This is a genomic window from Deinococcus gobiensis I-0 (genome assembly GCF_000252445.1).
In the GTDB taxonomy this organism is placed as follows: domain Bacteria; phylum Deinococcota; class Deinococci; order Deinococcales; family Deinococcaceae; genus Deinococcus; species Deinococcus gobiensis.
On record NC_017790.1, the window covers coordinates 1168428 to 1186658 of the forward strand.

An 18231-nucleotide genomic window follows, 5' to 3' on the forward strand; every position below is an offset into this window, starting at 1 on the left:
CCGGGCCTACCGCAGCCGCAGGGCGTAGCCGGCCCCGCGCACGGTATGGATCAGCTCGGGGTCGCCCAGCGCCCGGCGCAGCTGGCGCACGTACACCTCGACGATGTTGTCGTCGCCCAGAAAGCCCGCGCCCCACACCATGTCCAGCAGCGCCGCCTTGCTCAGCGCCCGCTCGGGCTGGCGCAGAAAGGCCGCGAGCAGGTCCAGGGCGCGCGGGGTGAGTTCCAGCGGCTGCCCGGCGCGGGTCGCCTCACGCAGTTCGGTGTCCAGGCTCAGGTCGGCGTAGGTCAGGACCCGGCCCTCCTCGGGAGCCGCGCGGCGCAGCACGGCCCGCAGCCGCGCCACGAGTTCCCCGAAGTGGAAGGGCTTGACGAGGTAGTCGTCGGCCCCCTGGCTCAGCCCGGCGATGCGGTCCTCGACGCCGTCGCGGGCCGTCAGGATCAGGACCGGCACGTTCTGACCGGGGCGGCTGCCCCGGCGCAGGGCGCGCAGCACCTCCAAGCCGCCGACGCCCGGCAGTCCCAGGTCCAGGATCAGGGCGTCGGGGGGACCGGCCGCCAGCAGGTCCAGCGCCTCGCCGCCGCTGGTCGCCACCACGACCTCAAAGCCCTCGTAGCCCAGCCCCAGGCTCAGGTAATCGCGGATGCCCGGATCGTCTTCCACCACCAGCACGCGCGGCATAGGGGGTCAGTGTAGGGCGGCGCGGCCCCCGGCACCCCGCACATGAAGACTTCCGGTCACTCGGCGGCCCGGCCGGCTCCGCCTTCCTCCAGCTCGGCCAGGCGCAGGCCGCGCCCGTAGAAGTCCCAGAATTCGTCGGTCCAGCCCGCGTACAGGCGGCGGCGGTTGGTCGCGTCGGCGGCCTCTAGGGCCTCGCCCAGCGCGCGGTAGAAGCGGCTGCCCTGTTCACGCAGGGCGCGGGCGGTCCAGTAGGTCGGCGCGGCCATCAGGGTGCCCACTCGGGGGTCGGCCACAGGAGGATCGGCAGGGGTGTCCACGGGGGCATGATGCCGCCCGCAGGGCCGTCTGCTAGGCTCCTGGGCATGACGAGGGTCATTGCCATCACGTCGGAAAAGGGGGGCGTGGGCAAGAGCACCCTGGCGGTGCACCTGACCGGCGCCCTGCACGGACGTGGCCTGAACACGCTGCTCGTGGACGAGGACGACCGTGTGGGCAGCGGCCTGCGCTGGGCGCAGCGGGCCCTGGCCGCCGGAACGCCCCTGCCCTTCGGGGTGGTGGGTGCCGACGACGTGAAGCCCAAGATGCTCGCGGGTCTCGACGCCCTGGTGCTGGACACCGAGGGCCGCCCCCGCCGCAAGGAGCTGCGCCAGCTCGGGGGCCGGGCCGACCTGATCCTGGTGCCCAGCGGCGTTTCGCCCCTGGAACTCGACGCGACCCGCGAACTGCTGGAGTTTCTGACCCCCGAATTGGACGCCAAGGGCGGCCGGGCGCAGCTGCGCGTCGTCCTGACCCGCGTGCCCCCGGTGGGCCGCGCGGGCGAGGAAGCGCGCGACGCCCTCGTGCGCGACGGCGCGGCCGTGTGCCGCACGCTGGTGCGCCAGTACGCCGCCTACCAGCGGGCCGCCGAGGCGGGCACGCTCGTGCGCGACGTGCGGGACGAGCGCGCCGCCACCGCCTGGGCCGACGTGCAGGCGCTGGCCGAGGAACTGGTGTAGGGGTGGGACGGTTCGACTATCTGGAGGCCGTCGCGGCGCAGGGCGAGAAGGCCGGGGGCGGCAAGAAGAAGGCCCGCAAGGCCAAAAAGGCCCTCAAGAAGCTGAAGAAGAAGGCTGCGCTGACCCTGGTGGCCGAGCCGGTCGGGCGCCGGGGCGAGACGACCGAGCGTGTGGAGGCCGTGTACGTGCGCAAGGAAACCGTGCGGGCCGTATGGCGCGAGGTCAAGAAGGAGGGCGGCGAGAGTGTGAGCGAACTCGTCGAGGACCTGCTGCTGCGCTGGCTGCGTGAGCGCGCCTGAGCCGGGGGCCGGGCGGGGCGTGGTCGGCCGCTTCGCCCCCAGCCCCACCGGGGCGATGCACCTGGGCAACGCGCGCACGGCGCTGCTGGCCTGGCTGCACACCCGCGCGCAGGGGGGCCGCCACCTCCTGCGCTTCGAGGACCTCGACACCGGGCGCGTGCGCGACTGGGCCTACGACACCACCCGGCGCGACCTGAGCTGGCTGGGCCTGGACTGGGACGCCGAATATGTGCAGTCGCGGCGGCTGGAGCACTACGCCGCCGCCCTGGCGCGCCTGGACACCTACCCCTGTACCTGCACGCGCAGGGAGGTGCTGGCCGCCATCGAGGACAGTGCGGGCGCCCCCCACGGCGAGGAACCGGTATATCCCGGGACCTGCCGGGCGGGCACGGCCCACCCCGGTCGCCCGGCCGCCCTGCGCTGGCGGGTGCCGGACCGGGTGGTGTGCGCCCGCGACGCCCGGAGCGGTCAGGAGCTGTGCCAGGACCTGCCCCGCGAGGTCGGGGACTTCGTGCTGCGGCGCGGGGACGGCGTGTACGCCTACCACCTCGCCGTGGTCGCGGACGACGCCGAGATGGGCGTGACCGACGTGGTGCGCGGCGCCGACCTGTGGCCCGCCACGCCTCGGCAGGTCGCGTTGCAGGGGGCGCTGGGGTACGCCACGCCGCGCTACTGGCACATGCCATTGATGACCGACTACCGGGGCGAGCGGCTGGCCAAGCGGGGCGGGGCGTCGCCCGTTTCAGCGCTGCGGGAGGCGGGGGAGCGGCCGGAACGGGTGCTGGGGGAGCTGGCGCGGTCGCTGGGGTGGGGCGTGCCGGGGGAGGTTACGGCGGCGGAACTGGTGGAGGTGTACCGGGAATGGGCGTTTTAGACTGGAAGTCGGTCGGGTTCTCCTTTCTCCCTCAGCCCCATCAGGGGGAGTTTTTTCGCTGCGCTTGGCAAGAGTCGTCCCGGAAGTCGGCGGGGCCGCTCTGTTTTACAGCGTGACGACTCAGCTCGGGGCCGGACATACTGAGTTGGAATGGCCCGCGCGCTGCGCGCACGACGGCCTTCGGGGGGGTTGGGCGGTGCCCCTGCGGTCGGAGAAGATCAGGCCTTCGATTCCGCTTCTATCCACTCCCCATACCCCACTTACAACCTTGTCCGCACTGCCCACAGCTCGGGGAACAGCACGACTTCCAGCGCCCGGCGCAGATAGCCCGCGCCGCTCGTGCCGCCCGAGCCGGTCTTGAAGCCGATGGTGCGCTCCACCGTCGTCAGGTGGTTGAAACGCCAGCGGCGGAAGTTGTCTTCCACGTCCAGCAGCTTCTCGGCCAGTTCGTACAGGTCCCAGTACTGTTCGGGGTCGCGGTACACGGTGAGCCACGCCTCCAGCACCGCCTCGTCGAGCTGCGTGGGCTCGGCGAGGTCGCGCTCCAGCACGGCCTGGGGAATGGGCAGGCCCCGGGCGGCGAGCAGCCGCAGCGTCAGGTCGTACACGCTGGGGGCACGCAGGGCATCCTGCAAGGGGTCGTGCAGGTCGGGGCGGTGTTCGTGGGGGCGCAGCAGGGCGGGGTTGCGGTTGCCCAGCAGCACCTCGACCATGCGGTAGCCCGCTGACTGGAAGCCCGACGCCGCCCCGAAGGCGCTGCGGAATTGCAGGTAGTCGGCCGGGGTCATGGTCTTGAGGACCTCCCAGGCGTTCGTCAGCTGCTCCTGGGCGCGCACCACCCGCGAGAGCATCTTCAGCGGCGTGTCGGTGACGCCGCCCGCCAGCAGGGTCATGGCCGCCTGCAACTCGCGGATGATGAGACCCAGCCACACCTCCGAGACGTGGTGGACGGCGATGAACAGGTGTTCGTCGTGCGCGGCCGTCACCGGCTGGTGGGCGGCGCGCAGCTCGTCGAGGTGCAGGTAGTCGCCGTAGCTCAGGCGGCGGGTGAAGTCCTGGTAGGCCTGCTCCGGGCTGTCAGCATCCGGCGCGGCGGGTCGGCTCATGCGCGGGCCTCTAATACAGCCTTGATGCCCTGCACGGCCTGCCACATGTCGGCGTGCGAGTGGTACAGCGGCGTCAGCCCGAAGCGCAGGATGTCCGGCGTGCGGAAATCCCCGATGATCCCGGCGGCGATGAGGTCGGCCATGACCTCGCGTGCCTGGGGGTGGCGGTAGCTGACCTGCGAGCCGCGCTCGGCTTCGGCCTCCGGTGTGACGAGCGTCAGGGGAAAGCGGGCCAGCAGCGGCCCCATCAGCGCCATGAAGGTGCGGCTCAGCGACAGCGACTTCTCGCGCACGTCAGCCATGTCCACATCCGCGAACACGTCCAGGGCGGTGTCCAGCGCGCTCAGACTCAGCACCTGGGGCGTACCCACCACGAAGCGGCGCGCGCCGGGGGCGGGGGCGTAGTCGCGGGCCATCTCGAAGGGGTCGGCGTGGCCCATCCAGCCGCTCAGGACCACCGGGGCCGCCGCGTGGTGCCGCTCGGCCACGAACAAAAAGGCGGGTGCGCCGGGGCCACCGTTCAGGAACTTGTAGCCGCAGCCCACCGCGAAGTCGGCGCCGCAGCCGTTCAGGTCCACCCCGAAGGCCCCCGCCGAGTGCGCCAGGTCCCACACGGTCAGGATGCCCTGCGCGCGGGCCTGTGCGCTGAGGGCCGCCATGTCCAGCCGCCGCCCGGTGCGGTAGTCCACCTCGGTCAGGAGCAGCACGCCCACGTCGCCCGTCAGATTCGCGGCGATGTCGGCGGAGGGGACGCGGCGCAGCTCCAGGTCGCCGGTCAGTGTGCCCAGGCCCTGCGCCATGTAGAGATCGGTGGGGAAGTTGTCGGCGTCGGTGAGAATCACGCGGCGCTCTCCGGCCAGGCTCAGGGCGGCGGCCAGCGCCTTGAAGGTATTCACGCTCGTGCTGTCGCCCACCGCGACCTCGTGCGGCGCCGCGCCGATCAGGCGGGCGACCTTGGCGGCCACGCGGTCGGGCAGGGCCATCCAGTCCTGGGCGGCCTCGGCGTCCGCCGTCCACGAGCGGATGAGCTGCTGGCCCCACTCCTGCGAGGCGACGTGCGAGAGCCGCGCGGGTACGCTGCGCGGCATGGCCCCCAGGCTGTTGCCGTCGAGATAGACCAGGCCCCCCGGCAGCACGAATTCTTCGCGCTTGTGCCGCAGGGGATCGTGGGCGTCGAGGGCATGGACGTGGGCGGGGACGGTCTGGTCCTGAAGGGTGGTCATGATGGTTTCTCCTGGGAACGGGGCGGGAGCCGGACGAAGCGGGACTCAGCGCCGCGCGCGCAGGGGACGACCCAGACAGGCGCACCACCAGGGCCGCAGCGCCTGGGCAATTTCATTTGCCGGGGCGTGGGGGCGGGGGTGGGACATGGGGAGAGTATAGGGAGTGGCTGCCCGCCCTGTCCTGCCTACAGCACGCCTTCCAGGTGCTGCGTGTCGGCCAGCCGGACCACCCGCCACGCCCCGGCTTCGCCTTCCAGTTCCGTGACGGCCGTATTGGCGTGGGCATAGCGCTGGTCGTTCCAGGCGTCGTCGAGGGGCACGCGCAGCAGCTCGCACAGCGCGGCCTGAAGCGCCAGCCCGTGCGAGACCACGACGGGGGTGCCGCCCCGCGCCAGGGCGCCCTGCAGGGCCACGCGCAGCCGGGCGCGCACCTGCCCCCCGCTCTCGCCGCCCGCGAACCCGAACGAGCCGTCCTCGTGGCGAATCCGGTCGGCGCTCACGTCCAGGGCGCTGTAGGGGCGGCCCGCCCAGTCGCCCACCTCCATTTCCTGAAGGCCGTCCAGGACGGTCAGGCCCACCCCCAGAGCGTCGGCGATGGCTCCGGCGGTCTGCTGCGCGCGGCGGTAGGTGCTGGCGTAGACGCGGGGGTCCGGGAGCGCCAGAGCGGCCAGGGCCAGTCCGCAGGCCCGCGCCTGGGCCTCGCCGCGCGCGCTGATGACTCCGGGCGCACTGGCCGCTCCCTGCAAGACCTGGCGCTGGTTGTGCTCGGTTTCGGCGTGCCGGACGAGAAACAGGCGGGGCATGGTCCCAGGTTAGCAACCGCCGGGTCCGGTGAACTTTCCTTCAAACTTAGACCAGATGTCTACATTTCCCTAACACCCGTTTGGTATGGGCCCGTACCCTGGGGCCATGTCCCTGACGATTCCTGCTTTTCCGCAGCCGGACGGGCGTGGGCGCTACGGCCGCTACGGTGGCCGCTACGTGCCTGAGACGCTCATTCCGGCCCTCGACGAACTCGAGGCCGCCTACAACGAGGCCAAGCGCGACCCTGAGTTCCTGGGCGAACTCGCCGGGCTGTTCCGCGACTACGTCAACCGGCCCAGCACCCTGTACCTCGCGCGCAACCTGACGGCGCACGCGGGCGGCGCCAAGATCTACCTCAAGCGCGAGGACCAGAACTTCACGGGCGCGCACAAGATCAACAACTGCCTCGGGCAGGCGCTGCTCGCCAAGCGCATGGGCAAGAAGAAGGTCATCGCCGAGACGGGCGCGGGCCAGCACGGCGTCGCCTCGGCCACGGCGGCGGCGCTGCTGGGCCTGGAGTGCGTGGTCTACATGGGCGAGGAGGACATCCGCCGTCAGGCCCTCAACGTCTTCCGCATGAAGCTGCTGGGCGCCGAGGTCCGGCCCGTGACGAGCGGCACCGGTACCCTCAAGGACGCCACCAACGAGGCCATCCGCGACTGGGTGACCAACGTGCGCGACACCTTCTACATCCTGGGCAGCGTGGTCGGGCCGCATCCCTACCCGGCGATGGTCCGCGACTTCCAGAGCGTGATCGGCGAGGAAGTGAAGGCGCAACTGCTGGAGCACGAGGGCCGCAGCGTGCCCGACGCCATCGTGGCCTGCGTGGGGGGCGGCAGCAACGCCATCGGTATCTTCGCACCCTACGCCTATCTGCCGCCGGAGCAGCGCCCGCGCCTGATCGGTACCGAGGCCGCCGGCGAGGGCGTCGAAACCGGCAAGCACGCCGCCAGCGTGGCGGGGGGCCGGGTCGGCGTGCTGCACGGCTCGCTGATGTACCTCATGAACGACGACGAGGGCCAGATCATCCCGCCGCACTCGATCAGCGCGGGGCTGGACTACCCCGGCATCGGGCCGGAGCACTGCTTTTACAGCGACGCGGGCATGGCCGAGTACGTGCCCGTGACCGACGCGCAGTCGCTCGAGGCCCTGCAACTCCTGACGCGCATGGAGGGGATCATTCCGGCCATCGAGAGCGCGCACGCCATCTACTACGCCGTGGAACTGGCGCGCACCATGAAGCCCGAGGAAGTGATCGTGGTGAACCTCTCGGGGCGCGGCGACAAGGACGTGGTCGAGGTGATGCGCCTGCTGGGCGAGAACCCGGCCGGGGAGGCGAAGGCATGAGCATGACGGCGACGGAAACGGCGACGGAAACGGCGACGGCGGCGACGGTGCGCGGCGCGGCCCGCATCCACGCGGCCTTTGAGCGGGCCAGGGCCGAGGGACGCGCGGCCTTCATTCCCTTCATGACGGCCGGCTACCCGAGCGCCGAGGAATTCCCGGCGGTGGCCGACGCCCTGCTGGCGCGCGCCGACGTGCTGGAGGTCGGCATTCCGTACTCGGACCCGCTGGGCGACGGCCCCACCATCCAGCGGGCCTCCGAGCAGGCGCTGGCGGGCGGCACGAGCACGCGGCGCACCATCGACCTGATCGCCGGGCTGCGCGGGCGCCACGACACGCCCATCGTGATCATGACCTACGTCAACCCGATCTACGCGGTCGGCCCGGCCGAGTTCATGCGGCTGGCGGCCGAGGCGGGGGTGGACGGCCTGATCCTGCCCGACCTGCCGCCCGACCAGGACATCGAGATCGCGGACCTCGCCGCGCAGCACGGTCTGGCCGTGACCTTCCTGATCGCCCCGACCTCGACCCCCGAGCGCGTCAAGCTCGTGGCCGAGGCCTGCACCGGGTTCCTGTACGCGGTCAGCGTGACCGGCGTGACCGGCACCCGCGAGGGCGCGGCGCTGGGCGAGGTGCCCCGCATGCTGGCGCTGGCCCGGCAGTACGCCCGCGTGCCGGTGGCGGTGGGCTTCGGCGTGAAGGACGCCGCGACCGCCGCCCAGGTGGCGCAGGTGGCCGACGGCGTGGTGGTGGGCAGCGCCTTCATCAACGCGGTGAAGGAAGGCCAGGATGTGGGCGCGCTGGCCGACGGCATCAAGGCGGGCTGCCGGAAGTAGGCCGCGCCGCGACAAGGACACTCCCCGTGACCGTTCTAGTCCGGGGAGCCTTTTTGCGGCGGGTCTTACAGCGGTCTTCGGCTCCGTACGGGGGCGTGGGGCTGGCCGCTTCTCCTGTTCAGGGGTTCGCTCTCCTCAATGCAGAGGGACCGAGGGGAGCCCCTGGCCCCTTCGGACGCTGCGCTCAGGCCGCCCGGGCCTCGGCTTCGGCCAAGTGGCGCTTCTGCCGGCGCACCGTGAGCTGCATGATGATCCAGCCGGTGAGGGTCAGGGCGGCGCACAGCAGGTACACCGAGCGGTAGCCGAAGAGCTGCGCGCAGGCCCCCGACACGATGCCCGAGAGCATGGCACCGACATTGTTGGTGTTGGCGAACAGCGTGGTGGCGACGCTGAAGCGCCCCGGCATCAGCTCCTGGAAGTAGGCCATGCCCAGCCCCGCCATGACCGCCAGCACGGCCGCGCGCACGACCTGCGACAGCACGAGCAGTACGGTCCCCGAGGCGAAGTACACGAGCGCGAAATGCACCACGAACAGCAGCAGCGCCGCCCGGATCAGGACGTTCAGGGGAGGCAGCCGGCGCAGCGCGACCAGCGCCAGCATCGCCGGAATTTCCAGCAGGGCGCACAACCCGACCAGGAACCCGACCTCGCCCTGGGTGCCGCCCAGGGTCTTGGTGACGAACAGCGGGAACATGGTCAGGCCCATGCTCATGCTCATGCCGTACAGCACGAAGGCGAAGGCCGCCTGCACGATGGGCGACGGGCCTGTGGGCGCGCCGGGCCGGGCGGCGGCGGGAGTGGTGGGCTGCGGGGGCCGGGGCGCCACGCGCAGCAGTGCCAGCGCCGCGAGCACGAAACATGCCGCCGTCGCCAGAAAGGTGCCCCTGAAATCCCAGACGGCCAGCAGCACGGCCCCCAGTCCCGGCCCGACCACCCACGACAGCGAGAACACCGAGCGCAGGACGGTCAGGGCGCGTTCGGGCAGGTCGCCGGGAGCGTCCGCGAAGCGCGCGCGCGCGAACGAGAACAGCTGCGGAAAGGCCGCCGCCCCCGTGCCCAGGAAGACCATCCCCGCAATCAGAATGGCCGGGTACGAGCGCAGCGAACTCAGCAGCAGGTAAGCGGTGGCCCCGGCGCCCAGCGTGAGGAGCACGAGCGGCTTGCGGTTGGGCAGGCGGTCCGAGAAGCGCGCCAGCAGGGTGCTGATCAGCACGCTCGCCACCGCGTTCAGGGTCAGGAAGATGCCCAGTTGCAGCGGCGTCATGTGGACCTCGTTCACGCCGAACAGCGCCATGAACGGGTTCGCCAGCGAGAGGCCGAAGCCCAGCAGGAACACCGACGCCGACAGCTCCAGGGCGTGGGGCAGCCGCGCCAGCGAGCGCAGCAGCTCGCCGGCCGAGGGCTGGGCGGCCACTTCCGGGGTAGGAGGCGGGGGTGGGACGGTCATCGGGCGGCACCGGGCATAGGCGCACTCTAGGCTCTGAAACGGTTCAGTGTCTGTCCTGGCCGAACGGCCCGAGTGTCCGCCGCTACAGTGGGCGGCATGCCCTGGCTCAAGCACCGGCGCGTCGGCGAGGCCGACGTGTATTCCCTTACCGACGGACAGTTTCGCCTCGATGGCGGCGCGATGTTCGGCAGCGTTCCCAAAGTGCTGTGGGAGCGCGTGGCCCCTGCCGACCTCGACAACCGCATCCGGCTGCGCATCAACCCGTTGCTCATTCGGCTGGATGGCCAGAACATCCTCGTCGAGACGGGCATGTGGGACCGGGGCGGCCCCAAGTTCGAGGACATGTACGCCCTGGAACGCGACGAGACGGTCTTCCGGGGGCTGCGCGAGGTCGGCCTGGACCCCGAGGACATCCACCTCGTGATCAACACGCACCTGCACTTCGACCACTGCGGGCGCAACACCGGCCTGACCGGCGAGCCGACCTTCCCGAATGCGCGCTACGTGGTCCAGAGGCGCGAACTCGAAGACGCCCTGCATACCCACGAGCGCAACCGCGCGAGCTATATCCCCGAGACGTTCATGCCCATTCTGGGCGCCGGACTGTTCGAGGTCGTGGAGGGCGAGACCGAGCTGTTGCCCGGCCTGAGCGTGCTGCCGCTGCCGGGGCACAACCTGGGGCAGCAGGGCGTGGTGCTGCGCTCGGGGGGCGACACGCTGGTCTACTGCGCCGATCTGGTGCCCACGCTGGCGCACGCGCCGTATCCGTACATCATGGGCTACGACCTGTACCCGGTCACGACCCTGGAGACGCGCAAGGCGTACCTGCCCGTGTGGCACGAGGAGGGCGCGGTCGTCTGCACGCCCCACGACCCGGACGTGGCCTTCGCGCGGCTCGTGGAGGGCAAGCGGGGGTACACGTTGCAGGGACTGGACTGAACACGGAAAGCCCCACCCTCCGCAGAGGGTGGGGCTTTCCAGTGCGGCCGAGGCTCAGGGCAGGGTGCTGAGGTAGGCCAGCGGGGTGCCGTTCGCCGCCGAACCCGTCGTCAGGAAGGTCAGGCCGCCGCCCGCATTCAGGGCGCTGCCCATCGGCTGGTCGGTCAGGATCAGGGTGGGGGTGCTGCCAGTGGCCACGCGCGCCACCCCCTGGTAGGTGGTGAGCCACAGCACGCCCGGCTGCTGGCGGTCGAAGCCCAGCAGGCGCAGGTAGCTCGCGCCGCTGGGGGCCGGGAAGGTGGTCGAGGTGCCGTCCGTGTTCACGCGGGTCAGGGCGCCGTAGGCGAGCAGCCAGGCCTCGCCGGTGTCGCTCACCGCGCCGCTTTCCACCGTGCCGCCGCCGGTCGTGGGCAGAACGGTGGTCTTGGCCGTCTCGGTGTCGATCAGGACCGGCTTGCTGTTGTACCCGCCCAGATAGAGCAGGTAGCGGCCACTGGCGCTGCGGCTGAAGGCCAGGTTGCTCGAGTTGCTGCTATACGCCCCCTCGGGGTCCACGGCAGCGATCTGACCGGTGGCCGGGGTCCAGACGAAGAGGCCATAGCGGAACACACCCATCTCCTCCTTGGCGGTACCCACATACCAGACCCGGCCCTGTGCGTCGGCCACCGGCCCCGAGAGCAGGGCTTGGGGGCTGATGGCTGCCGGCACGTCGTAGACGGTGACCTTGCCCGCATCGTCGAAGCGGTAGAACTTCTTCCCACTGTCGTTCCAGGTGCCTGCCGCGTACACGTCGCCGCCCGGAATGGAGATCAGGCCGCCGGAGACATTCTCCAGCTTGACCTCGGTGGCCGCCTTGCCCTCCACGAGCCGCTGAAAGGTCGCCAGAGTTTTCGCCCCGGCCGTGTACGTGTACGCAGACGTGATCCAGACGCCCTGGGCCGCCGGGGTCAGGCTGGAGGGGGCCTGCTGCACCTCGATGCGGGTCCGGGCGGGCTTGACCCGCAGGGTCGCCGTGGCCACGCCGATGCTGTCGCCGCCGACCTTCAGCTTGAGGTCGCCCAGCGTCGCCGTGCCCGCCACCTGCACCGCCAGGTCCAGGTTGGTGGTCGTGCCGGGGGTCAGCGTGACCTGCCTGGGGGCCGCGCTGACGCCGGCGGGCGGGTCCACGAGACCGACCGTGACAGGCCCGCTCAGGCCGTCTTGTGGCGTCAGGCTCAGTGCCAGGGTGGACGATTCGCCCACATAGCCGTTCAGGAAGTCGCCGCCGAGCCACAGCTGTGCCGAGGGCACGCGAATGTCGGCCTGCAGGCGCGCGCCCCCTACGGTCCGCCCGTTCTGGCGGGCCAGCAGGTGCAGTTCTCCGCTGAAGGTCGCGGCGCCACTGCCCGCAGCGAAGGTCAGGGTGGTGGTCACGGCCTGGGTGCGCGGGCCTCCCAGGGCGCCCAGGCCCCGGGGCCGCGCGGGGGCCCGCTGGGCCCTCAGGGTGGGCAGGCTCAGGGTGCCGGGGGTGACGGTCACGCCCGGCAGGTCGGTCGAGAGGGTCACGTCGCCCGAGATGCCGCCGTCCTGATAGACGCGCACCTCCCGTTTGGCCGACTGCCCGGCCCGCAGCACCAGCGGCGAATCGTCGGTAAAGCTGAAGACCACCTCCGGGCTGTAGGCGACGAACTTCAGGTCGGTCGGGACCGTACGGTCCACACTGGCAAATTGCAGCGCGCTCGCCGAGGGCTGTTTGACGATGATCGTGTTCCATCCGGCACGCAGGTCCAGGTTCAGGTCGAGGCTCAGGGTACGGCAGCGCAGGGTCCCCCTGAAAGTCGCGTCGGCCGAGGAATACATGCGCGTCAGCGGTTCGCCGTCGCTGCGGCGGGTCTGCGTCACTGTGCCCAGCAGGTCGCCCTGCGAGGTGGCCGCGACCACGTCCACCAGATCAATCTGGACGTCAGGCACGCTGCGGGCGCCGCTGAACGTGCAGTCGCTCATCAGCGAAGCAGTGCTGGTCGGCGCGGGCAGCGTGACGCTCACCGTGCCGTCGCTGCCGATGCGGCTGCCGGTCAGGGGCACCGAGTCGTCGCCCAGGCGCGACACCATGGCTGGGGTGAGCGCGCCGTAGTTCCAGCCGCTCAGCTGGCCGCTCAGGACGGCGGGGTCGGTGGTATCAGGCGTAGGTCCGGGCGTGGGCGTAGAGCCGCCGCAGGCCACGAGCAGTCCACTCAGCAGGAGGGGGGACATCAGTCGTTTCTTCATCTCGACTCAGGATTCTAAGAAAGAGGAGGCGGCTCTGTAGCTGCATCTGCCCCGCGCCGCCGCGAAGACGGCGCGGTTCCTGCCCGTCTATCCCACCCCCCCGCGCCGCCACCCCCGCGCGCTATCCTGCGCGCATGTTCACCGCACCGCCGCAGAACCGGGCCGCCACTGGCCTTCTTCTTCGACTGGGGCGTTGAGCGCGCAGACCCGGCGTTCAACAGTGCCCCCGCAGCGACGACGCGCGGGGGTTTTCGCTTGGGGCGCGAATGGAGGGATGGGGTATGGGAATGACGATTGCCGAGAAGATTCTGGCGGCCCACAGCGGCCACGACCACGTGGTGCCGGGCCAGCTCATCGAGTGCGCCACCGACTGGGTGCTGTGCCACGAGATCACCACCCCCGCCGCGCTGCGCATGCTCGAAGAGCGCGGCATGGACAAGGTCTTCGACCCCTCGCGCATCGTGGCGGTGCCCGACCACAGCGTGCCGGCCATGAACATCAAGGCCGCCAAGATGTACCAGAAGCTCAAGTCCTGGGTGCAGGAAAAGGGCGTCAAGCACTTCTTCGACGTGGGGCGCGGCGGCATCGCGCACGTCGTGCTGGAGAATACCGGCCTGGTCAACCCCGGGCAGACCCTGGTATCGGGCGACTCGCACACCTGTAACGCGGGCGCGCTGGGCATGTTCGCCACGGGCGTCGGCAGCACCGACCTCGCGGGCGCGATCTACGCCGGCAAGGTCTGGTTCAAGATTCCCGAGACCATGCTCATCCGCGTGACCGGCGAAATGCAGCCGGGCGTGACCCCCAAGGACATCGTGCTGGAGGTCATCAAGCGCATCGGGGCCGACGGCGCGAACTACATGGTCATGGAGTGGGTGGGCGACACCATCGACCGCATGGACATGGAGGGCCGTTTCACCCTGACGAACATGGCCATCGAGGCGGGCGGCAAGACCGGCATCGTGGGCGTGGACGACACCACCCGCCAGTATCTGCGTGACCGCGGCGTCGAGCCGGGCAGCTACACCGAGTACGCCTCGGACCCCGACGCGAAGTACAAGGTGGTCGTCGAGATCGACGCCGCCGCCGTCGAGCCGACCGTCGCCTACCCCCACATCCCCAGCAACGGGCGCGTGGCGGGCAGCGACCGCATCGCCGTGACGCACGCCTACGTGGGCAGCTGCACCAACGGCCGCATCGGCGACCTGCGCGACGTGGCCCGCATCCTCAAGGGCCGCAAGGTCGCCGACGGCGTGCAGATGATCGTGGTGCCCGCCACCCAGGCCATCTGGAAGCAGGCGGCGCAGGAAGGCCTCATGGAGATCTTCGTGGACGCCGGGGCCAGCGTCAGCTACCCGTCCTGCGGGGCCTGCCTGGGTATGCACTCGGGCGTGCTGGGGCCGGACGACGTGTGCATCAGCTCCTCCAACCGCAACTTCGTGGGCCGCATGGGCGACCCCAGCGCGCAGATCTATCTCGCCAGCCCGGCGACGGTGGCGGCGAGCGCGGTCGCGGGCTTCATCAGCGACCCGCGCGAGTACAACGCGCCTGCTCCCGGCACCGAGGCGGCCGACTGATGAACGTGCTGCTGGCGGTGGCGGCGCTGCATCTGGTGGTGCTCGTCGTGCCGGGGCCGGACGTGCTGCTGGTCAGCCGCGCCGCCCTGGCCCGGTCGCGCCGCGCGGCCCTGCTCGCGGGCCTGGGCGTGTGCCTGGGCATCGCCTGCTGGGCGGGGCTGGCGCTGCTGGGCATCAATTTCCTGTTCGCGCAGTTTCCCTGGATTCACGGCGTCATCAAGGTGGCGGGGGGGCTGTACCTGCTGTGGATGGGCCTGAACCTCTGGCGCAGCGCCGGGCACGGCGAGGCCGAGGCGGGGGCGCAGTCGCCCGCCGTGGCCCACAGTGACTGGGCCAACCTGCGCGCGGGCTTCCTGACGAACATCGCCAACCCCAAGGCGGCGGTGTTCTTCGGCAGCGTGTTTTCCAGCGTGCTGGGCGCGCACACCACCCCCGGCCTCAAGCTGGCGGTGTTCGGCGTGGTCGTCTCGCTCAGCCTCGCGTGGTTCGTGCTGGTGGCCTGCGGCATGTCCACCCGGCCGGTGCAGGCCGCCTACCTGCGCGCCCGCAAGGGCATTGACCGGGTGGCCGGCACGCTGATGCTGGGCTTCGGCGGCCTGCTGCTGGCCTCGCGCGAGTAGGGCCGTTCCCGTTCTCTGCCGGGCGGCTTTGCAGGTCCGCCCCGCTCTTCTCGGCACGCGCGCTTCGTGGGGCCAGACGGAGACGGCTCTTTTGGCAGATGTTCTAAGCTGGGGGTCTCATGGGTGAAGCCAAACGACGCAAACAACTCGGCCTGATGCCGACCGTCCTGCCTTTCGAGGCGCAGTTGCACACGGACGGCACCGTCTCCTTCGTGCGTGGCCCCGACGACGCCCGGCAGCGCCGCCTGATCGAGGACGCCCTGACCCTGACCCAGGCCTTCGGCGCGGGCTGGGAGGGCGAGTACCGGGGTGTGCAGGTGCTTTCGGGCGGCTACCGGGGCAACCGCCTCGTCACCGCCGAGGACGTGCAGGCCATTCCCGTGCCCCCGCTGCGGCGCGTGACCGGCGAACTCGTGCTGGGCAAGAACGCCGCCGACGTGGACGGCGTGGCCCTGGAAGTCGAGGGCGGCGCGGTGCGGCTGCGCGACCAGCGCCACTCGCTGGACGGCGAGCGCTGGGAGGCCTTCCCGACCCTGCGTGACCCGCAGCGCATCATGCGCCTGCTCGAAGATCACCCGGCCTTCAAGCTTCAGGGCGAGCTCATCGGGCAGTTCACGGCTGAAGGCTGGGCGCAGGGGCGCATCGACATCACCCCCGACCCGCCCGAGGACCTGCTCGAAGCGCTGGAGGACGTGACGCGGCTGTGGCACGGCGCCACCCCGGAGCAGTGGGCCGACATCCACCGCGAGACGCTGGACGACACGCAGGCTGAGGTGCCTCAGGCCCGGCGCACCACCTTCGAACTGCGCCGCGCCGCGCCCCTCCAGTCGCCTTTGAGCGAGGTCTTCGCCATCCGCCGCGACGCCGAGTTCTTTCCGACCGAGCACCAGACCTACACCCTCGACGGCGAGACCTGGCACGCCTACGACAACCCCGGCGCGGTGGCCGAGGAGGGCAACCTCATGCCCGAGCTGGCCGAATTCTTCGACATGAACATGGTCCCCGTGACCGTGTACGCCGACGGCCGCGTCGAGTGGCAGGAAGACGACATCCCCGCCGAGCACGCCGAGCGCATCCGCGAGGACCTGCGCGAGAGCACCGGGGCCGGCAACGCCGAGGCCTGGGCCGAGTGGACGACCCGCATGTTCACCGAGACCTTCGCCGAGGAACTCGACGTGCCCGAGGGCACGAAGCTGCCCGCCCCCGTCGCCGTGCGCCTCGACCTGCCCGCCGACGCCCTGACTGACGACAGCCCGCTCGCCCAGACCTTCATCGAATCCGAAGTGACCTTCGACGGCCAGCAGTGGCGCGACCTCTACGACGAGGAAGTGCCCGAGGAACTGTCGGCCTTCGCGGCGGGCCAGCAGGAGAACTGAGCCGGGTCCCGGGCGGGCGCCGTCCCGGGCCGCAGACCCGCGCCCCGTGTCCCCCGCCCCGCCTCCCTTTCCATTCCGACCAAGGAGTCATCCATGCCCACTGTCCACGTGTTCGCCCGTGACCACATCAACACCGACGAGATCATTCCTGCCCGGCACCTGACCACCGATGTGGAGGCCGAACTGGCCCCCTACGCGATGGAGGACTACGACAAGGGCTTCGTGAAGCGCGTGCAGAAGGGCGACATCATCGTCGCCGGGGCCGACTTCGGCTGTGGCAGCAGCCGCGAGCACGCCGTCTGGGCGCTGCGCGGCGCGGGCGTGGCGGCCGTCATCGCGCCCAACTTCGCGCGCATCTACTACCGCAACTCCATCAACAACGGCTTTCTGGCGCTGGAATGCGAGGGCATCGTCGAGGCCTTCCAGGACGGCGACCCGGCCGATCTGGACCTCGCGGGCGGCACCATCACCAACACGCGCACCGGCCAGAGCCTGACCTTCGTGCCGGTGCCGCAGTTCGCGCTGGACGTGCAGCGGGCGGGCGGCTGGCTGGAATACATGAAGGCCAACGACGAGGCGGCGCTGGAAGCCGAGCGTCTGGACACGGCCAGCACCTCGGCCGGGCACGGGCACGCGGGCACGCCGCTGGGCGACGACGCCGCCAAGGAAGACGGCCCCAGGGAGACGCACCATGCCTAAGATCGTGACCCTGCCGGGCGACGGCATCGGGCCCGAGGTGACGGCGGCGGCGGTGGCCGTGCTGCGCGAGGTGGCCCCCGACGTGACCATCGAGGAACACGCCATCGGCGGCGGGGCCTACGAGGCGCACGGCGAGCCCTTTCCGGCCGCGACCCGCGACGCCCTGAAGGACGCCGACGCCGTGCTGCTGGGCACCGTGGGCGGCGCGCACGACTCGCCCTGGAACAAGCTGCCCCGGCCCCTGCGCCCCGAGTCCGGGTTGCTGTCCCTGCGCAAGGCGCTGGGCTGCTACGCCAACCTGCGTCCCGTGCGCGTGCAGCCGGGCCTAGAGCACCTCTCGCCCCTCAAGCCCGAGCTGGCGCGCGGCGTGGACATCCTCATCGTGCGCGAGCTGCTGGGCGGCATCTATTTCGACGGCGACCGCAAGATCGAGGGCGACACGGCCTACAACACCATGCGCTACACGACCCCCGAGGTCGAGCGCGTGGCGGATATGGCCTTCTGGGCCGCCGAGCAGAGAAAAGGCCGCGTGACCAGCGTGGACAAGGCCAACGTGCTCGAAGTGAGCGAGCTGTGGCGCCGTGACGTGCAGGCCCTGCGCGACCGCAAGTACCGGGGCGTCCACCTGAACCACGAGTACGTGGACAGCGTGGCCATGCTCATCGTCTCGGACCCGGGCCGCTACGACGTGATCGTCACCGAGAACCTGTTCGGGGACATCCTCTCGGACCTCGCCGCCGTGATTCCGGGCAGCCTGGGCCTGATGCCCTCGGCGTCGCTGGGCGACGGCCCCGGCCTCTTCGAGCCGATCCACGGCAGCGCGCCCGACATCGCGGGCAAGGGAATCGCCAACCCCGCCGCCGCCATCATGAGCGTGGGGATGCTGCTGCGCCACGGCCTCTCGCGCAGCGACGCCGCCAACGCGGTGGACCGCGCCGTGGCCCTCGCCCTGCGCGCCCACCCCACCCGCGACCTGGGCGGCACGGCCGACACCCAGACCTTCACCCGCGCCGTGCTGGACGCGATGGAAACGCCCGCCGTAGGCTGAGCGCGAAGTATGAAGAGTGGGGGCGAGCGATTCGGCTCGCCCCTGCTGGTCTGTGAAGATGTAGCCCTCACTGTCCAGTTCCCCTCGAAGGCCGTCGTGTGCGCAGCGCGCGGGCC

18 protein-coding genes are annotated in these 18231 nt (G+C 71.0%); 11 read left to right on the top strand and 7 right to left on the bottom strand.

Annotated features, from left to right (window positions below; translation table 11 throughout):
• Positions 1–6: 6 nt before the first annotated feature.
• Both DGO_RS05395 and DGO_RS05400 read right to left on the bottom strand, forming a co-directional pair.
• Complete coding sequence (locus DGO_RS05395; RefSeq protein ID WP_043801194.1) at positions 7–681, bottom strand: response regulator transcription factor; 675 nt, start codon at positions 679–681, stop codon at positions 7–9.
• Between the two features lie 56 nt (positions 682–737).
• The gene (locus tag DGO_RS05400; protein WP_050920887.1) at positions 738–947 is read right to left on the bottom strand and encodes a hypothetical protein; all 210 of its coding nucleotides are present in this window, start codon (positions 945–947) and stop codon (positions 738–740) included.
• A 96-nt stretch (positions 948–1043) separates the two neighbouring features.
• On the opposite strand from DGO_RS05400, the gene DGO_RS05405 reads away from it, so the two are divergent.
• Genes DGO_RS05405 through gluQRS form a run of 3 tightly spaced genes read left to right on the top strand, consistent with a single transcriptional unit; the run spans position 1044 to position 2849 of the window.
• Positions 1044–1676 (top strand): ParA family protein, encoded by a 633-nt coding sequence (locus DGO_RS05405; protein WP_014684476.1) that lies wholly within the window; start codon positions 1044–1046, stop codon positions 1674–1676.
• A gap of 2 nt (positions 1677–1678) precedes the next feature.
• Entirely contained in the window at positions 1679–1975 is a 297-nt protein-coding gene (locus DGO_RS05410; RefSeq protein ID WP_043801199.1) for a hypothetical protein, read from the top strand.
• Between the two features lie 55 nt (positions 1976–2030).
• Positions 2031–2849, top strand: a complete 819-nt coding sequence (gene gluQRS, locus DGO_RS05415; protein ID WP_050920888.1) for a tRNA glutamyl-Q(34) synthetase GluQRS — start codon at positions 2031–2033, stop codon at positions 2847–2849.
• 260 nt (positions 2850–3109) lie between these two features.
• Here the strand turns inward: gluQRS and DGO_RS05420 are convergent, their stop codons facing one another.
• The 3 genes from DGO_RS05420 to DGO_RS21015 form a co-directional block, all read right to left on the bottom strand.
• Entirely contained in the window at positions 3110–3955 is an 846-nt protein-coding gene (locus DGO_RS05420) for a tryptophan 2,3-dioxygenase (RefSeq protein WP_043801203.1), read from the bottom strand.
• Positions 3952–5178, bottom strand: a complete 1227-nt coding sequence (gene kynU / locus DGO_RS05425) for a kynureninase (protein WP_043801206.1) — start codon at positions 5176–5178, stop codon at positions 3952–3954. The genes DGO_RS05420 and kynU overlap by 4 nt, the downstream gene beginning before the upstream one ends.
• A 185-nt stretch (positions 5179–5363) precedes the next feature.
• Complete coding sequence (locus tag DGO_RS21015) at positions 5364–5981, bottom strand: histidine phosphatase family protein (protein WP_014684481.1); 618 nt, start codon at positions 5979–5981, stop codon at positions 5364–5366.
• Between the two features lie 106 nt (positions 5982–6087).
• On the opposite strand from DGO_RS21015, the gene trpB reads away from it, so the two are divergent.
• Both trpB and trpA read left to right on the top strand, forming a co-directional pair.
• Positions 6088–7329, top strand: a complete 1242-nt coding sequence (gene trpB / locus DGO_RS05435; RefSeq protein ID WP_014684482.1) for a tryptophan synthase subunit beta — start codon at positions 6088–6090, stop codon at positions 7327–7329.
• A gap of 2 nt (positions 7330–7331) precedes the next feature.
• Complete coding sequence (trpA, locus tag DGO_RS05440; protein WP_043801210.1) at positions 7332–8162, top strand: tryptophan synthase subunit alpha; 831 nt, start codon at positions 7332–7334, stop codon at positions 8160–8162.
• 184 nt (positions 8163–8346) lie between these two features.
• Here trpA and DGO_RS05445 read toward each other — a convergent pair whose 3' ends face one another.
• Positions 8347–9609 carry a sugar efflux transporter gene (locus DGO_RS05445; RefSeq protein ID WP_083847224.1) on the bottom strand — a complete coding sequence of 421 codons (1263 nt, stop codon included), beginning with the start codon at positions 9607–9609 and terminating at the stop codon, positions 8347–8349.
• A 96-nt stretch (positions 9610–9705) separates the two neighbouring features.
• Here DGO_RS05445 and DGO_RS05450 point away from each other — a divergent pair, with 96 nt between their 5' ends.
• Positions 9706–10548 carry an MBL fold metallo-hydrolase gene (locus DGO_RS05450; RefSeq protein ID WP_043801212.1) on the top strand — a complete coding sequence of 281 codons (843 nt, stop codon included), beginning with the start codon at positions 9706–9708 and terminating at the stop codon, positions 10546–10548.
• A gap of 54 nt (positions 10549–10602) precedes the next feature.
• Here the strand turns inward: DGO_RS05450 and DGO_RS05455 are convergent, their stop codons facing one another.
• Complete coding sequence (locus tag DGO_RS05455; protein ID WP_014684486.1) at positions 10603–12795, bottom strand: NHL repeat-containing protein; 2193 nt, start codon at positions 12793–12795, stop codon at positions 10603–10605.
• A 281-nt stretch (positions 12796–13076) separates the two neighbouring features.
• On the opposite strand from DGO_RS05455, the gene DGO_RS05460 reads away from it, so the two are divergent.
• From DGO_RS05460 to leuB, 5 genes are all read left to right on the top strand, one after another.
• Entirely contained in the window at positions 13077–14372 is a 1296-nt protein-coding gene (locus DGO_RS05460) for a 3-isopropylmalate dehydratase large subunit (protein WP_014684487.1), read from the top strand.
• Entirely contained in the window at positions 14372–14992 is a 621-nt protein-coding gene (locus DGO_RS05465) for a LysE family transporter (RefSeq protein WP_014684488.1), read from the top strand. Before DGO_RS05460 ends, DGO_RS05465 begins: the two co-directional genes overlap by 1 nt.
• A gap of 119 nt (positions 14993–15111) precedes the next feature.
• Positions 15112–16368, top strand: coding sequence for a hypothetical protein (locus tag DGO_RS05470; RefSeq protein ID WP_014684489.1), 1257 nt, complete (start codon positions 15112–15114; stop codon positions 16366–16368).
• Between the two features lie 93 nt (positions 16369–16461).
• Positions 16462–17067, top strand: coding sequence for a 3-isopropylmalate dehydratase small subunit (locus DGO_RS05475; protein ID WP_014684490.1), 606 nt, complete (start codon positions 16462–16464; stop codon positions 17065–17067).
• On the top strand, positions 17060–18115 hold the full coding sequence (leuB, locus tag DGO_RS05480; protein ID WP_014684491.1) for a 3-isopropylmalate dehydrogenase: 1056 nt from the start codon (positions 17060–17062) through the stop codon (positions 18113–18115). The genes DGO_RS05475 and leuB overlap by 8 nt, the downstream gene beginning before the upstream one ends.
• Positions 18116–18231 lie beyond the last annotated feature (116 nt).

Bases quoted from the DNA above. Each gene is read 5' to 3' on its own strand.
- DGO_RS05395 (WP_043801194.1), bottom strand. From the start codon at position 681: ATGCCGCGCGTGCTGGTGGTGGAAGACGATCCGGGCATCCGCGATTAC.
- DGO_RS05400 (WP_050920887.1), bottom strand. From the start codon at position 947: ATGGCCGCGCCGACCTACTGGACCGCCCGCGCCCTGCGTGAACAGGGC.
- DGO_RS05405 (WP_014684476.1), top strand. From the start codon at position 1,044: ATGACGAGGGTCATTGCCATCACGTCGGAAAAGGGGGGCGTGGGCAAG.
- gluQRS (WP_050920888.1), top strand. From the start codon at position 2,031: ATGCACCTGGGCAACGCGCGCACGGCGCTGCTGGCCTGGCTGCACACC.
- DGO_RS05420 (WP_043801203.1), bottom strand. From the start codon at position 3,955: ATGAGCCGACCCGCCGCGCCGGATGCTGACAGCCCGGAGCAGGCCTAC.
- kynU (WP_043801206.1), bottom strand. From the start codon at position 5,178: ATGACCACCCTTCAGGACCAGACCGTCCCCGCCCACGTCCATGCCCTC.
- DGO_RS21015 (WP_014684481.1), bottom strand. From the start codon at position 5,981: ATGCCCCGCCTGTTTCTCGTCCGGCACGCCGAAACCGAGCACAACCAG.
- trpB (WP_014684482.1), top strand. From the start codon at position 6,088: ATGTCCCTGACGATTCCTGCTTTTCCGCAGCCGGACGGGCGTGGGCGC.
- trpA (WP_043801210.1), top strand. From the start codon at position 7,332: ATGACGGCGACGGAAACGGCGACGGAAACGGCGACGGCGGCGACGGTG.
- DGO_RS05445 (WP_083847224.1), bottom strand. From the start codon at position 9,609: ATGACCGTCCCACCCCCGCCTCCTACCCCGGAAGTGGCCGCCCAGCCC.
- DGO_RS05450 (WP_043801212.1), top strand. From the start codon at position 9,706: ATGCCCTGGCTCAAGCACCGGCGCGTCGGCGAGGCCGACGTGTATTCC.
- DGO_RS05455 (WP_014684486.1), bottom strand. From the start codon at position 12,795: ATGAAGAAACGACTGATGTCCCCCCTCCTGCTGAGTGGACTGCTCGTG.
- DGO_RS05460 (WP_014684487.1), top strand. From the start codon at position 13,077: ATGGGAATGACGATTGCCGAGAAGATTCTGGCGGCCCACAGCGGCCAC.
- DGO_RS05465 (WP_014684488.1), top strand. From the start codon at position 14,372: ATGAACGTGCTGCTGGCGGTGGCGGCGCTGCATCTGGTGGTGCTCGTC.
- DGO_RS05470 (WP_014684489.1), top strand. From the start codon at position 15,112: ATGGGTGAAGCCAAACGACGCAAACAACTCGGCCTGATGCCGACCGTC.
- DGO_RS05475 (WP_014684490.1), top strand. From the start codon at position 16,462: ATGCCCACTGTCCACGTGTTCGCCCGTGACCACATCAACACCGACGAG.
- leuB (WP_014684491.1), top strand. From the start codon at position 17,060: ATGCCTAAGATCGTGACCCTGCCGGGCGACGGCATCGGGCCCGAGGTG.